Origin of the sequence: Desulfonatronovibrio hydrogenovorans DSM 9292 (assembly GCF_000686525.1) — a bacterium.
GTDB classification, from domain to species: Bacteria; Desulfobacterota; Desulfovibrionia; order Desulfovibrionales; family Desulfonatronovibrionaceae; genus Desulfonatronovibrio; species Desulfonatronovibrio hydrogenovorans.
This window is the reverse complement of the sequence record NZ_JMKT01000009.1, coordinates 320,804-334,191: the sequence shown is the minus strand read 5'-3', so window position 1 is coordinate 334,191 and position 13,388 is coordinate 320,804. Positions and strand designations below refer to the sequence as shown.

Annotated in this window: 12 protein-coding genes; 5 read left to right on the top strand and 7 right to left on the bottom strand. The window is 48.7% G+C overall.

The genetic code is table 11. From position 1 onward, the window contains the following. Nucleotides 1-34 precede the first annotated feature (34 nt). Nucleotides 35-1,003, bottom strand: coding sequence for a metal ABC transporter solute-binding protein, Zn/Mn family (locus P771_RS0106965; protein ID WP_028574585.1), 969 nt, complete (start codon nucleotides 1,001-1,003; stop codon nucleotides 35-37). 135 nt (nucleotides 1,004-1,138) lie between these two features. Here P771_RS0106965 and P771_RS0106960 point away from each other — a divergent pair, with 135 nt between their 5' ends. The 5 genes from P771_RS0106960 (at nucleotide 1,139) to nadD (ending at nucleotide 7,531) form a co-directional block, all read left to right on the top strand. Then, a complete protein-coding gene (locus P771_RS0106960) occupies nucleotides 1,139-1,522 on the top strand; it encodes a Fur family transcriptional regulator (RefSeq protein WP_028574584.1) in 384 nt (127 codons plus the stop codon). A 77-nt stretch (nucleotides 1,523-1,599) separates the two neighbouring features. Continuing rightward, a complete protein-coding gene (locus P771_RS0106955; protein WP_028574583.1) occupies nucleotides 1,600-3,336 on the top strand; it encodes a proline--tRNA ligase in 1,737 nt (578 codons plus the stop codon). 32 nt (nucleotides 3,337-3,368) lie between these two features. Beyond that, nucleotides 3,369-4,718: an exodeoxyribonuclease VII large subunit gene (gene xseA, locus P771_RS0106950; protein WP_028574582.1), complete on the top strand. Its 1,350-nt coding sequence runs from the start codon at nucleotides 3,369-3,371 to the stop codon at nucleotides 4,716-4,718. Nucleotides 4,719-4,740: 22 nt separating this feature from the next. Further along, nucleotides 4,741-6,735 (top strand): excinuclease ABC subunit UvrB, encoded by a 1,995-nt coding sequence (gene uvrB / locus P771_RS0106945; protein WP_028574581.1) that lies wholly within the window; start codon nucleotides 4,741-4,743, stop codon nucleotides 6,733-6,735. 106 nt (nucleotides 6,736-6,841) lie between these two features. Then, nucleotides 6,842-7,531 (top strand): nicotinate (nicotinamide) nucleotide adenylyltransferase, encoded by a 690-nt coding sequence (gene nadD / locus P771_RS0106940; RefSeq protein WP_161635950.1) that lies wholly within the window; start codon nucleotides 6,842-6,844, stop codon nucleotides 7,529-7,531. Nucleotides 7,532-7,549: 18 nt separating this feature from the next. Here the strand turns inward: nadD and P771_RS0106935 are convergent, their stop codons facing one another. From P771_RS0106935 to P771_RS0106910, 6 genes are read right to left on the bottom strand one after another with little or no spacing between them, the layout of a single operon-like run. Further along, nucleotides 7,550-7,960, bottom strand: coding sequence for an amphi-Trp domain-containing protein (locus P771_RS0106935; protein ID WP_028574579.1), 411 nt, complete (start codon nucleotides 7,958-7,960; stop codon nucleotides 7,550-7,552). A 51-nt stretch (nucleotides 7,961-8,011) separates the two neighbouring features. Beyond that, nucleotides 8,012-9,205 (bottom strand): GAK system CofD-like protein, encoded by a 1,194-nt coding sequence (locus P771_RS0106930; protein WP_028574578.1) that lies wholly within the window; start codon nucleotides 9,203-9,205, stop codon nucleotides 8,012-8,014. Nucleotides 9,206-9,253: 48 nt separating this feature from the next. Beyond that, complete coding sequence (locus tag P771_RS0106925) at nucleotides 9,254-10,135, bottom strand: GAK system ATP-grasp enzyme (protein ID WP_035244004.1); 882 nt, start codon at nucleotides 10,133-10,135, stop codon at nucleotides 9,254-9,256. A 31-nt stretch (nucleotides 10,136-10,166) separates the two neighbouring features. After that, nucleotides 10,167-11,813: a phosphate signaling complex PhoU family protein gene (locus P771_RS0106920; RefSeq protein WP_028574576.1), complete on the bottom strand. Its 1,647-nt coding sequence runs from the start codon at nucleotides 11,811-11,813 to the stop codon at nucleotides 10,167-10,169. Nucleotides 11,814-11,815: 2 nt separating this feature from the next. Continuing rightward, on the bottom strand, nucleotides 11,816-12,103 hold the full coding sequence (locus tag P771_RS16785; protein ID WP_051617174.1) for an amphi-Trp domain-containing protein: 288 nt from the start codon (nucleotides 12,101-12,103) through the stop codon (nucleotides 11,816-11,818). Nucleotides 12,104-12,153: 50 nt separating this feature from the next. Beyond that, complete coding sequence (locus P771_RS0106910) at nucleotides 12,154-13,338, bottom strand: hypothetical protein (RefSeq protein WP_028574575.1); 1,185 nt, start codon at nucleotides 13,336-13,338, stop codon at nucleotides 12,154-12,156. Nucleotides 13,339-13,388: the final 50 nt, after the last annotated feature.

The window sequence follows — 13,388 nt, the reverse complement described above, 5'->3', positions numbered from 1 at the left end:
AATTGCCGGAGTGATTCATTAAAAAACCGGTCTGTTAGTGAACATCATCATGGGCAAGGGCGGTTCTGAATTTTTCCGCCACCGCGAGCATGTTTTTTTCCCAGTCCTCAGCCAGAGGGTCGATGGAGACTGTCTCTCCACCAATGGACTGGGCAATGGTACTGGCGCTTCTTTCGGAAAACTGGGGAGATACAAACACAACTCTTATGTTTTCCTGACGGGCAATGTCAATAAGGTGCTTAAGATCGGCCGCCTTTGGTTCTTTTCCCTGGATTTCCACAGCTACCTGGACCAGTCCGTAGGCCCGGGCAAAATATCCCCAGGCCGGGTGAAAGACCATAAATTTGGTGCCCGGCTGAATATCTGAGAAGACTTCCTTGATTTCCTGATCCAGGATCATCAGTTCTCTGATAAATTCCAGGTAGTTTTTCTGAAAATAATCTCTATTCTCCGGGGAGGCCTGGACAAGGGCGTCAAGGATGTTAGAAGCCTGGATCATCACCAGATCAGGTGACAGCCAGACATGGGGGTCGTCCCCTTCATGGTGGTGATGGTGATGATCATGACCGTGGCCGTGGTTGTGATCATGGTCGTGGCCGTGATCATGACCATGGTCGTGGGAGTGAGGAATCATGGAAACCTTTTTAATGCCATGATCGGTATGAACGATATTCAGATCCGGATGGATGGACCTGATCTTGGGCAGAAGGGCTTTTTCGTATTCTACACCTATGGCCATGTATATCTCAGCTCGGCCCAGTTCCACCATCTGGCCCGGTCTTGGTTCAAAGGAGTGTGGACTGGCTCCAGGGGGAAGGAGAACAGATACATCAACAAGATCCTCACCAATTTTTTCCACAAAATATTTTTGTGGAGTAATGCTGACCATGACTTTGATTTTATCTTGAGATGCCAGTGCCGGATGGAACATAACCATCTGAAACAGCAAGCCCAGGACGGCTGCAGACAACAAGGTGGACAAATTCAGATAGTTTTTTTTCATAATTGTTCTTCCTTGAAATAGAGTTAGGCAGGTTTAAGGTGATAATAGGTTATCATTTCTTGTCGGTCAAGTATTGTCTGAAAAGTTGCAATATGAACGGTTTGAAAATATAGTGTTTTGCCTGGAGGGCAGACTATGAAGCACAACACAAGGCAGCGCCAGGCCATTATTCGATGCCTTCGCCAGGCTCATGGCCCCATGAATCCCCAGGAAGTCCACCAACAGGCAGGTAAGGAAGTTGTAGGGCTGGGTATCGCCACTGTATACAGAAACCTTAAACTTCTGGCTGAAGATGGAAAAATCAGGGAACTGGCCTTTCCCGGCGAAGGTTCCAGATACGAAATAGCCGGACTTGAACACCACCATCATTTTCTGTGCAGGGATTGTGACAAGGTATTCTGCATTCAGGGCTGTCCCGGAGGACTTTCTTCTATGACTCCTGAGGGTTTCTCCCTGGAAGGACATGAAATCGTCCTTTACGGCAGATGTTCCCACTGCAGGATGTCTGTCCAGGCATGATCCCATTGCAGTTGGTGCTGGTCATGCCAGAATATATCCAATAACCACATTAAGTTACTTAACAAATGGAGAGATTAATGCGCTGGAGCCGATATTTCATACCGACCTTAAAAGAAGACCCGGCTGAAGCCGAGGTCATCAGTCACAAGCTTTTGTTGCGGGCTGGAATGATCCGGAAACTTACTTCAGGGATCTATACTTATTTGCCCACAGGATGGAAGGCGCTCCAGAAGATATCTTCCATAGTCCGTCAGGAAATGAATCGTTTTGATGGAATAGAGATGATCATGCCGGCAGTTCAGCCAGGTGACCTGTGGATGGAGTCCGGCCGATGGGAAGCCTATGGCAAAGAGCTGTTAAGGTTCAAGGATCGTCACGACCGGGACTACTGCATAGGGCCTACCCACGAAGAAGTCATTACCGACCTGATCCGCAGGGAGGTGAAGTCTTATCGCCAGCTGCCCTTGAACCTCTATCAGATTCAGACCAAGTTCAGGGATGAAATAAGGCCTAGGTTCGGACTGATGCGAGGCCGGGAATTCATCATGAAGGATGCTTATTCCTTTGATATGGACGATGCCGGTGCTTCCAAAAGCTACGAAAGCATGCGTCAGGCTTATATCAGTATCTTCAAGAAACTGGGCCTTAGATTCAGAGCTGTAGAGGCAGACTCAGGAGCCATTGGTGGAAGTTTTTCCCATGAGTTCATGGTCCTGGCTGATACTGGAGAAGATACCATAGCCACCTGTACTGGCTGTGATTTTGCCGCCAATCTTGAAAAAGCCGAGGTCAAGTGCCAGGGGCAGGACTGTGCAGAGTGCTCCATGCCTTTTGAAAAAGTAAAAACCCTTGGCCTGCATACAGTGGAACAGGTTGCCGGTTTTCTCAATGTTCCTGCTCAGAAAATTGTCAAGACCCTGCTGTATAATGCCGACGGCAAATCAGTTGCCGCCCTTGTCCGGGGTGACCGGGAACTCAATGAAATCAAGCTGAAGAACATCCTTAACGTCCAGACTCTGGAGCTGGCCTCAAGGGCCGAGGTTGAGAAGTGGAGTGGAGCCAAGGTCGGTTTTGCCGGACCAGTGGAGCTTGTCGTGGACAGGATAGTTGCTGATCTGGAGCTTGAGTTTGACACTGACTGGATCACCGGGGCCAACCAGGATGATTTTCACCTGAAGCATGTGGACCTCAGACGGGACGTGAATATCAGTGGGTACTTCGATCTGCGGACCATTACTAGTCTGGATCCCTGTCCCAAGTGCGCTGGAGAGATATATCTGACCAAGGGTATTGAAGTAGGACATATCTTCAAGCTCGGGACCAAATACAGCCAATCCATGAAGGCAGTTTATCTGGATGAAAACGGCAAAGAGGAGCTGATTATCATGGGTTGCTACGGCATAGGGGTGAGCAGGATTCTGGCTTCGTGCATTGAGCAGAACCATGATCAGAACGGGATCATCTTTACTCCGGCCATTGCACCCTTTGAGGCGGTGGTCATCGCCCTGAACTACAAAGACCAGGAAGTCAGGGAGCATTCTGAAGCAGTATATGATCAGCTGAGATCCATAGGCGTGGACGTACTCCTGGACGACAGGGACGAGAGACCGGGATTCAAGTTCAAGGACAATGACCTGATCGGTTCACCCATTCAGGTTGTTATCGGTGGAAAAGGGCTGAAGAACCGAATCTATGAGGTCAAGATCCGTCACTCAGGAGAGCGGATCCAAGTCCCGATTGAGGAATTCTCTTCCAGGTTCATGGCCATCCGAAATGGCGTCCTGGACCATTTTGGATTGTCCGCCAAAAATTAATCCCTGCAACTGCCAACCCCGGACCTGACAAAGTGCCCCATGTCTTTTCAGTTATCGAGTTGACCTCTGCCATTAAGGATGTGCTGGAAATCCAGTTTCCATTCATCTGGGTAAAGGGACAGGTCTCAAATATTTCCAGGCCCGGGTCCGGCCATATCTACTTTACTCTCAAAGATGAGCAGGCCGGCCTCCAGGTGGTCTGGTTCAAAAATTCTCAGGCCTTCAGCAGACAAAAAGGGGCTGATCCGGCCTCAAATCTGGTGGATGGGCAGGAAGTGGTCTGTGCCGGAAAGATCGGACTGTATGCGCCTAGAGGAGCCTACCAACTGGTGGCCGAGCTGGTTCAGGAACAGGGTTTTGGAGATCTTTTCCTGGCTTTTGAGGCCCTGAAGAGTAAACTCAAGGGCCTGGAGTATTTTGAAGAGGACCGGAAAAGACCAATTCCATATTGTCCGGATCGGGTGGGCATCGTGACAACACCCACAGGAGCAGTAATACATGATTTTATGGAGGTGGCCCGGGGACTTGGCCTGGGCAGTGAAATCAGGGTTTACCCAAGCCAGGTCCAGGGCGATGATGCTCCACGCGAGCTCGTCAGAGCCATTAAGCTGGCCAATGAGCAGGCCTGGGCCCAGGTTCTGGTAATTATCCGCGGCGGAGGATCCCTGGAAGATCTGTGGGCCTTCAATGATGAAAAGGTGGCCAGAGCCGTATTTGAATCCGAAATTCCTGTTCTTACCGGGATAGGGCATGAAACTGATACCACCATTGCTGATTTGACTGCTGACCAGCGTGCTGCCACTCCCAGCCATGCTGCCCAGACCCTGTGGCCGGGTACGGATGATCTGGCCCAGGACGTGGACAGGTTGGAAACAGCTTTGGGCAGGAGTTATGACAATTATTTAAAACACCAGGTCAGCCGGCTGGATCATCTGGAAAAGGCTCTGACCTGGCTCAGTCCTGCAGGACAACTGCAAAGACTTGACGAGAAACTGGAAGTCCTGAAAAGGGATCTGCATAGAAGCGGGGCAGGTTTCTGGCAGATTCGGGCAGAAAAGTTACAGGCTCTTGAATCCAGGCTTCAGGTCAGATTCGGTTCAGAGTACTGGCAGGTGAGATCCAACCAGCTGGATTACCTTGAAAAAAGGATTATCAACAGTGCCAGGATCTTTCTGGATCGTAACCATAACCGGGTCAGCCTGGCAGGACAAAAACTGGCCGGCCTCGACCCCCGAGGTCCTCTTAAGCGTGGTTATGCCATGGTCACCATTGAACAGACCGGATCGCTCCTGCGAAGCCCAGGCGATGTCCGGTCCGGTGATGGACTGATAATAGAGGTTGCCCATGGAAACATCAGGGCCAGAACCATAGACAGTGATTAGTCCGGATTAAAGAGTTTTTTGTATGTCTAGTTTCAAACTGGTATCAGAGTATTATCCGGCAGGGGACCAAGTGGAGTCCATTGCCGGGCTGATCAGCAACCTGAATCAGGAAGTGCCTCATCAGATCCTGCTGGGAGTCACTGGCTCGGGCAAGACTTTTACCATGGCCAATGTTATTGCCGGGGTGAACCGTCCGGCACTGGTCATGGCCCCCAACAAGACCCTGGCAGCTCAACTCTACAATGAATTCCGGCTCCTTTTTCCGGAAAATGCAGTGGAATATTTTGTAAGCTATTACGATTATTATCAGCCTGAAGCCTATCTTCCCCGGACGGACACTTATATTGAAAAGGACTCCTCCATCAATGATGATATTGACAAGCTCAGACACTCGGCCACTCATGCCCTCCTGACCCGCAGAGACGTGATAATTGTGGCTTCGGTGTCCTGCATTTATGGTCTGGGATCACCGGATTACTACGCCAAGATGATAATTCCTCTGGAAGAGGGACAGGTCATGGATATGGACCAGCTCATGGGCAGACTGGTGGAGATCCAGTACGAACGAAACGACTATGATTTTCATCGGGGAACCTTCAGGGTCCGGGGTGATGTTCTGGAACTCATTCCTGCTTACCGGATGGAACAGGCCCTGAGGATAGAGTTTTTCGGAGATTCAGTTGAGGCCATTTATGAGGCCGACCCCCTGACTGGAGAGATCATCTCCAGGATGAAAAAGACCATTATTTATCCGGGCAGCCACTATGTTTCAGATCAGGATAACCTGCACCGGGCCATGAACGACATCCGGGAGGAACTCAGGTCCAGACTGCAATGGTTTGAAAAGAAAAATATGCTGGTGGAGGCCCAGAGGCTGGAACAGAAAACTCAGCTTGACCTGGAAATGATTCAGGAACTGGGTTACTGCAACGGAATAGAAAACTACTCCCGTCATCTTGACGGTCGACAAAAGGGCCAGCCACCGTCCTGTCTCTTAGACTATTTTCCAGACGATTATCTTTTGTTTATTGATGAGTCCCACATTACTGTGTCCCAGATCGGGGGGATGTACAATGGAGACATCTCCAGAAAGACCACCCTGGTGGATTATGGATTTCGCCTGCCTTCAGCCCTGGACAACCGGCCCTTGAGTTTTCAAGAGTTCCAGGAACGTATGGGACAGACCATATATGTCTCGGCCACTCCTGGGGAGTGGGAAATGGAGCGTTCCCAGGGGATCTTGGTCGAGCAGATCATTCGACCCACAGGTCTGGTGGATCCCCTGGTGGAAGTCCGGCCCACCCTTGGCCAGATGGATGATCTCCTTGGGGAGTGCTTGAAAAGGCAGGAGCAGGATCAGCGGGTACTGGTAACAACCCTGACCAAGAGAATGGCTGAAGACCTCACTGATTACATCCAGGAAAGGGGTGTAAGGACCAGGTATCTGCACTCGGACATCGATACCCTGGAGCGGGTGGCCATAATCCAGGCCCTGCGCAGTGGAGAGTTCACTGTACTGGTGGGCATTAACCTGCTGCGTGAGGGGCTTGATATCCCGGAAGTATCCTTAGTGGCCATTCTGGATGCGGACAAAGAAGGCTTTCTGCGGTCCACCAGATCCATGATCCAGACCTTTGGCCGGGCAGCCCGCAATGCATTGGGCCGGGTGATCATGTACGCAGACCGGGTGACCGGGTCCATGCAGAAAGCCATGGAAGAAACGGAACGAAGGCGGGACAAGCAGATAAAGTTCAACCTGGATCATGGAATTGTCCCGGCCACCATCATCAAAAAGGGTGCTAATACCCTGTATGATCTGCACCACCATGATAAACCTGATAACCTGGTTCTGGCAGCTGAAGAAATCCAGGCTTACGGCCAGGATCTGGCCAAGGTGGAAAAAGAGGTCAAAAGGCTGGAGAGAGAAATGCGTTCCCTGGCCAAAGACCTGGAGTTTGAAAAAGCAGCCCAGGTTCGAGACAGGATTCAGGCTCTAAAGGACATTCTTATGCTTTGACATATTCTGTCTTCCGGGTTTTTTATCCAGAAAATTCTTTTAGTATTGCTGTGCCAGGAGCGGGTACAGGACAACCGGCAGTTGGATGCCAGATTATTTTTTCGCAATGACAAACCAGATCCAAACAGACAGATTCCAGAACATCGGGCTTCTGGGAGGCAGTTTTAATCCACTCCACCTGGGGCATCTGCGGCTATGTGCAGAAGCTATTGAACAGGCCGGGCTGGATCAGATTCAGTTGATCCCTGCCCACATCCCTCCGCATAAGGAACTCAGACATATTCTGCCTTTTGAAATGCGCTGCGCCATGATGGAAGCCTCTTTGGGCGGCATTTCCCGGATCAGGGTCAATAAGCTGGAAAAAGATCGGCCAGGCCCCTCATATACTTATGATACCCTGCAGGGGGTTGTCCGGGATCATCCTGAAGCTGATTTTTCGTTTATCATGGGAGACAATGACCTTCTGACCATGCCCAAGTGGCACAATGGCAAACAAATAGCTTTTCAATGTGATCTGATTGTAGCCGGCCGACAGGGCTGCGGGGTAAAGAAACTTGACCAGTTTATTACCAGCTTCTGGGATGCTCAGAGACTGGAAAAGAATCAGTGGGTGGTGAGCAGGGGAAAAAAGATCAGGTACATTGTCATTCCCAAAATGGAGATCAGTTCAAGTATGGTCAGGTCCAGGTGGCTGGAAGGAAGGATAATTGACTGGCTTGTACCTGAGCCAGTCAAGGTCTTTCTGAATCTTTACAGCTCAGAGGTCAAAAAATTCTGGGGCCGGTCGGCTTACTGAGACCGGCCCTTTAAACCTTTATGACTTGTCGGGTCCGGTTTCTTTTTCCGATTTATCCTGCAGTTCAATGCTGGGAGCTGAGGTTGCCGGGGTTTTGAGTTCCGGTCTGGCAGGCAGGGGATGTTCAGAATGGGCCGATGACCGGGGTTCATCCTCATCTCCGTCACTGGTTATGGTGATTTCAAACGGTTCTCCCTTGATTTCCTTGTCGCTCCTCCAGGACAGTTCTATTTCAATTTTTTCTTTTCCTTTTCCAGACTTGGCTTTGATTTCCATTGCCATAAAAGGTCCGGGAGTTATTGTTACTGTGTCCTTGCTGCTCTGAATATTGATCCGTCCCTGTTTCATGGTTTCCAGAATATCCTCCAGATGGGATATCGCAGTTTCTTTTTCCACAACGCCTTTGAGTTTGATTTCGTTTTTACTCATGGGGTCTCTCCATAGTTATTTTGCCAAATTAGAATGGGCTATAGTCAGGTTTCAGACCATTGAAAACAATGCTTCCATCAGCATCTGATTGGTAAGATAAGGTTTTTGATCCTGCTGGGTCAAGGTTGTTTCCAGGACTTCAACTCCGAGTTTTTTTATTTTTTGGACGTCAACTCCCCCCTGGTACAGGGATTTGTCCCTGTCTATGACTACGAAGTTCAGGAGACTGTCAACCCTCACAGGTGCTGGACAGCTTTTCTGAAGGTAGGTGATGAGAATTTCAACCCTCTGATCAAGGGTGGTGCCGACCTGTTCCGGGTCGTGACCGGTATTGGGGACATACACTTTAGGGCAATGATTGAGAGAAACTGCTGCACCGACTCCGGCAGGAAGGATATTGGCTATGATGCTGGAGTAAAAACTACCCATGGGATAGCAGATCAGCTCGGCATCAAGAATTAGTTTTTTGATTTTGTCTCTGACTGCTGGATTGGCCCGGACAGGTTTGTTCAGCTTCTTGCTGAGGAAGAGTTCCCTGACCGGAGAGGTTATGGGTGGCACTTCCTTGCCTGTAAGCATATGTTGACCCTTGACCATTGATCCATCTTCAAGGCGGGCCACCAGATGCATCCTGGTGTTCATTATGGGACGGACAATACCCCTGACTTCGGCCAGCTTGGAAAAGATGAAGATGACCGGGTCAATGTGTCTGTTGCTGGTGAAGTAGCCTGAAGCCAGGATCAAATTGCCGATACTTGCCCCTCTAAGATCAAAGTCTTCGGGCATGGCAGATTTGAATATTTCCAGATGGGAACGGATGATCTTGCGCATGGGATCGTGGACGCTTCTGACCAGGGAGTGTTCACCCTTGGCCATTTTGGACAGTTTGTCTTTGAGTTCTTTGTTGTCCTCGTCCCTGGGAAATCGATAGGCAAACAGCCTGAAAATTTCCGGATTTCCTTTGACTGTCTGGTCAGCCAGGGCCATGAGCCTGCTCCGGAGATCACCCACGGCCAGCATGTTAAAGGCCTTGCGCAACTTGGCCGAACTTCCGCCTGAGTCAAAGGGGGTGACCAAGTGGATGGAGTTGTGGGTGTATTTGAGAAGGGATCTGCTCAGAGAGTTAAGGGCTGTCCCGCCACTGAAAAAAAGGATTTTTGGGCCAAGTTCCGGATTCTTGAAGTACCTGGCCAGCCTGAGTCGGTCAGGGATAGCTGCACTGCGGGTGATGACAATTTTTTTCATGGGACCAAGTGAGTTTTAAAACTGTCCATGGCAGCCTCCAGGACCAGGTCAGGACAGAATGTCGCTGACGACATGATCTGCATAAAGCTCAGCTGCATCAATGCCGCAGGCTTCGCTGAGGCCCCTGAAACCTCCAAAGGCCGAAACTTCGAAGACCATGGGACCATCTTCAGTTTCTACTACGTCTACACAGGTGAAGTCCAGTCCGAACAGGTCCTGGGCCTTTCTGGCCAGGTCGATTATTTCTGGTCCAGGATCAAAGGGTTCATACCTTCCCCCACTGGATGTGCATGTGTTCCAGGAGGTTCCCTGTTTTCGGGCATAGGTTCCCACGTACCTGCCACCAAGAAAAGCAACCCCCAGGTCTTGACCCGGAATATTGACCATTTTCTGGATGTACATGGTAGTATTGCCTGATGTCTGAAAATTTTCAATCATGGAAGTACACTGCTGGTAATCTTCCACAACCATCATCCCCCTTGCCTTGCTGGAATAAAGGGGCTTGAAGACTGCTTTCCCAAATTTTTTGACCGTGTTTACAGCCTGATCAATATTTTCGGTGATGACAGTCGGGGGCATGGGGATGTCTCCCTTTTGCAGGGTAACAGTACAGCTGAGCCGGTTGATGGCAGCCATTATTTTTTGAGGCCGGGAGTAGACAGGTATTCCTAGCTTGCAGAAAAATCTAAGTATTTCGAGCCTGTTAAACATGTCAGGAGAGTAAACAGGGCCAATCTTTTTGATGACCAGTCCATCCAGAGAAGCCAGATCCAGATCATTGTGAAAAAGTGACCTCTGGTTTAAATCCATGGTCACCTCAGACATTTCAACCACGCATCTGAAACCTGTTTTTCTGGCAATGGCATTGGCCAGTTTTTCTGTTGACCAGCTTCCAGGGTTTCCAATTACTGCGATTTTCAAGTTGCTCATTATTTCTTGTTTAGCTCCTGCAGGACGTTTGTTAGAAAGAAGTGTATCGGAAAACATCCGGTGGAAAGTCAAATTCCTCCCATGGGCTGCCGTGATGGGCGATGAGCTTTTCTGCCAGATATACTGCCCGTTGATACATGCTTCCAGCAAATTCCCGATTCAGTTCAAACCTGGTGGATGTGAAAAAGGACCGGATCAGGCCCAGGGCCAGCCTTGCCTTGAAAAGATGATCATCATTTTCTTGGGCGAATTCCAGGGCAAACTTGAACATATTTTCATTGAGCTTATTGATATTGTTCCTGAACTGGGAGTCAAAATTGGGTTGCCGGAAATTGGAGACCAGAAAAACTGATATATCCTGGACATAATCATTATAACAGGAGCGATGGACATCAATAAAGTATATCTGCTGTTCTTTCTGGTTGCAGATGATGTTGTTGGAATTGAAATCACCGTGAATGAATACGGCGAAAGGGGCATGGATGCTGTTTTCAATTTCAGTGAGTAGCTCAATGACGCTGTTCAGAGAGGGAGTTAATAATGAACCAACCCTGGCCTCAGAAAAATCGAATTCATGATGAATCATGAGCACGTCGTCGACCCTGTCCACGAGCTGGGCAATGAACTTGGCATTGACTTGCCCAGGCTTCATGGTTTTCTCCCAAATAAGGCTCAGGGTTTCCTTGAGCAGAAAAAAGGAGTTATCCTGAATTTCCTGATCCTGGATGGCCAGGGTTTCCTGAAAAGAGCATCCCTGCAGAAATTCCAGGAGCATGGAAGCGTTGTTTTTGCTTTGATTGTAGCTGAATACCATGGGTACCAGGCTGGGAAAGATTTCCCTCCAGATTTCAAGGTTTTCCTTTTCCCTGGCTATTTTCTTGAGCTTTCCCTCCTTGAACAGGACACCACGCCCTCCACGCTTGACAGGGTCCATGATTTTTCCAATACGACATCCGGATCTTGATTCCCAAATGGACTCAAAATCCACCTCATCAATAGGGATGTCCGTGTTGATGGAATCAAGGCTTTCTTTCAGGGCCTGATATTGATGGATCTTGAGTTTTTCTCCGAATACAGAAAAGATGATGGCTTCACCGATATTCAGAAGAGAATCCCCCATCCTTTCCAGATACCTGAAAATAAACAAACAGGTGACAAGGTCGTGCTTGTTTTTATCGTAATTGAGTTCTTCAATAATAATATCAAAGCTCTTTTTATAAAGTTTGTCTATGAGAAATTCCGCCTTGCAGATTCTTAGAGCCAGGTTCAGATCACGTTTGAAAAGGGCAGGGACCAGGCTTTCCAGGGAAGCAAGCATATGGTCGAAGTAGGGGCTGAACCTGTAGTCCCTGACAGCGTGAATATCTTCCAGGTAGCTTAACTGGCCAACAATATTCACTGCATAGTCGCTGATTCTCTCCAGGTTATTGCTGATAATGTTGGCGGCCCGGATAAAGTCAACCCTCTGCTTGTGCAGGTTTTCATGGCCATGGATCCGGGAAAAACAGATATTTTCAATAACTGATTTGTAGTTGTCGATGTGGTCATCTCTGGACTTGACCTTTTCCACCAGCTCTGATTCAGGATCATGGATAATCTTCAGGGTGTTTTCAAGCTGCCTGGTTACCTCCAGGACCATGAAGTGGATTTTTTCCTCCAATTCTTTAAAATACTGCATGGTTACTTGTCCTGCGCCGGTGCAGCATCATCAGCCAAAGGGTTGATATCGAAATTTTGGTCATTATCCTCCTCCCATCTGAACCTGAGATGAAGCTTGACCTCGCCCTGCTTGTGCTTGGCCTTGATTTCGAACTTGATCAAACCATGGGGATGAAGGGTCAACTTGTTGTCCTGGTGAGAGAAATTGATTGTGCCGTTCCTGAATCCGTCTTTGAGGGCATCAAGATATTTGCAGATCGATTCCGAATCCTGAAGGGATTCCAATGAGATTTTTTTTTCTCTGGGCATTACTTATATTCCTTGGAAATGTTTACAAACGATTGTTCAGAGCCGGGTGGTCATCCTTCCAGCCGGGATTTGTATTCCTCGATCATTTTTTCCCTGCTGAAATTCCCTATGATCAGGGATTTTCTAATGGACAGGTCGTCCCAGGCAGGCTGAACTCCAATGTCCCGATAGTATTTTGAAGCCTCAATACTGATGGAGTCTTTAATTTTTTCGGACAGATGGGTATCGTCTCCCATGAAAAGCAGAAGCCGCTTACGCCCGGTTCCTCTGGCCCTGTTCTGACGATTGATTACATTGACCAAAAATTCGGTATATTCCTGAGACTGGGGGTTCCAGACTTCGTATCCATCAATGTCGTATTCACAGAGCAGAATCGGCCAGAACTGTTCAGGGTGAGGAACAATTATCCCGGCCCCGATACCCCTAGCTTCTTCGATTACTTCCGAGGTCCGGTAAAAATAGGTCAGATTGAAGTTGGCCTTGACGATTTTTTTTATCGACTTGATAAAGACCTGGACCTTGTTGATAAAGTTTTCCGGGTAAAGATGTCTCTGGGCATCAATAAAATCCTTGATCAGCCTGTTTTTAATGATCTCTTTACTGGCCGGGGATTCATTCTCTTTGAGCAGAGTCATGAGTTTCCAGGTCTGGATCCTGGCAAATTCAACCACGGCATCACTGACTCCGGTCCCCTCTACAGCCAGCTGCACATAATCTTCCCATTTGGGATCGGTTATGGTCTCCATGAGCTGGAACAGCTGGCCTGACCTGTATTCAAAAGTGTGCTCCAGCATGGATTTCAGGGTATTGGCCTGTTCCAGCTTGTCACTTTTAAAGTGCAGGAGAAGCTGGACTTTGCGTTTGAACCCCCTGGAATAGCAATCCACTTCAACCCCTGAGTACCGGCCATCATAGCTCATCAGCTGGTTGTGCTGGGTGGGTATGATAAGCTCCTGTTTTTTTTGGGGGAAGGTCGATTCAATCCTTTGCCTGATCAGGTCCATAGGAACATATTCAGGATGCCAGTGTACGGCCAGAACCGATTTCTGTTCAGGAAAGACTTCAAGGGGTGTACAGACTCTTTTAACCTGATCAGGACTGAGAGCAAGGCAGGTTATGAGGCTAAATGCGTCCAGGTCATCCTGGTTAATGTCCCGGTTCAGGGTTTCTGGAGACAGCTTTTTGAGCTTCTCCTCCGGCTTGACCAGTTCCATATTTTTGGCTTTTAAAGGCATATTCGGCCTCATCAACTAACATGTCAGTAGCGGGTTTTAAACAATTTGAA

Bases quoted from the DNA above. Each gene is read 5' to 3' on its own strand.
- P771_RS0106965 (WP_028574585.1), bottom strand. From the start codon at position 1,003: ATGAAAAAAAACTATCTGAATTTGTCCACCTTGTTGTCTGCAGCCGTC.
- P771_RS0106960 (WP_028574584.1), top strand. From the start codon at position 1,139: ATGAAGCACAACACAAGGCAGCGCCAGGCCATTATTCGATGCCTTCGC.
- P771_RS0106955 (WP_028574583.1), top strand. From the start codon at position 1,600: ATGCGCTGGAGCCGATATTTCATACCGACCTTAAAAGAAGACCCGGCT.
- uvrB (WP_028574581.1), top strand. From the start codon at position 4,741: ATGTCTAGTTTCAAACTGGTATCAGAGTATTATCCGGCAGGGGACCAA.
- nadD (WP_161635950.1), top strand. From the start codon at position 6,842: ATGACAAACCAGATCCAAACAGACAGATTCCAGAACATCGGGCTTCTG.
- P771_RS0106935 (WP_028574579.1), bottom strand. From the start codon at position 7,960: ATGAGTAAAAACGAAATCAAACTCAAAGGCGTTGTGGAAAAAGAAACT.
- P771_RS0106930 (WP_028574578.1), bottom strand. From the start codon at position 9,205: ATGAAAAAAATTGTCATCACCCGCAGTGCAGCTATCCCTGACCGACTC.
- P771_RS0106925 (WP_035244004.1), bottom strand. From the start codon at position 10,135: ATGAGCAACTTGAAAATCGCAGTAATTGGAAACCCTGGAAGCTGGTCA.
- P771_RS0106920 (WP_028574576.1), bottom strand. From the start codon at position 11,813: ATGCAGTATTTTAAAGAATTGGAGGAAAAAATCCACTTCATGGTCCTG.
- P771_RS16785 (WP_051617174.1), bottom strand. From the start codon at position 12,103: ATGCCCAGAGAAAAAAAAATCTCATTGGAATCCCTTCAGGATTCGGAA.
- P771_RS0106910 (WP_028574575.1), bottom strand. From the start codon at position 13,338: ATGCCTTTAAAAGCCAAAAATATGGAACTGGTCAAGCCGGAGGAGAAG.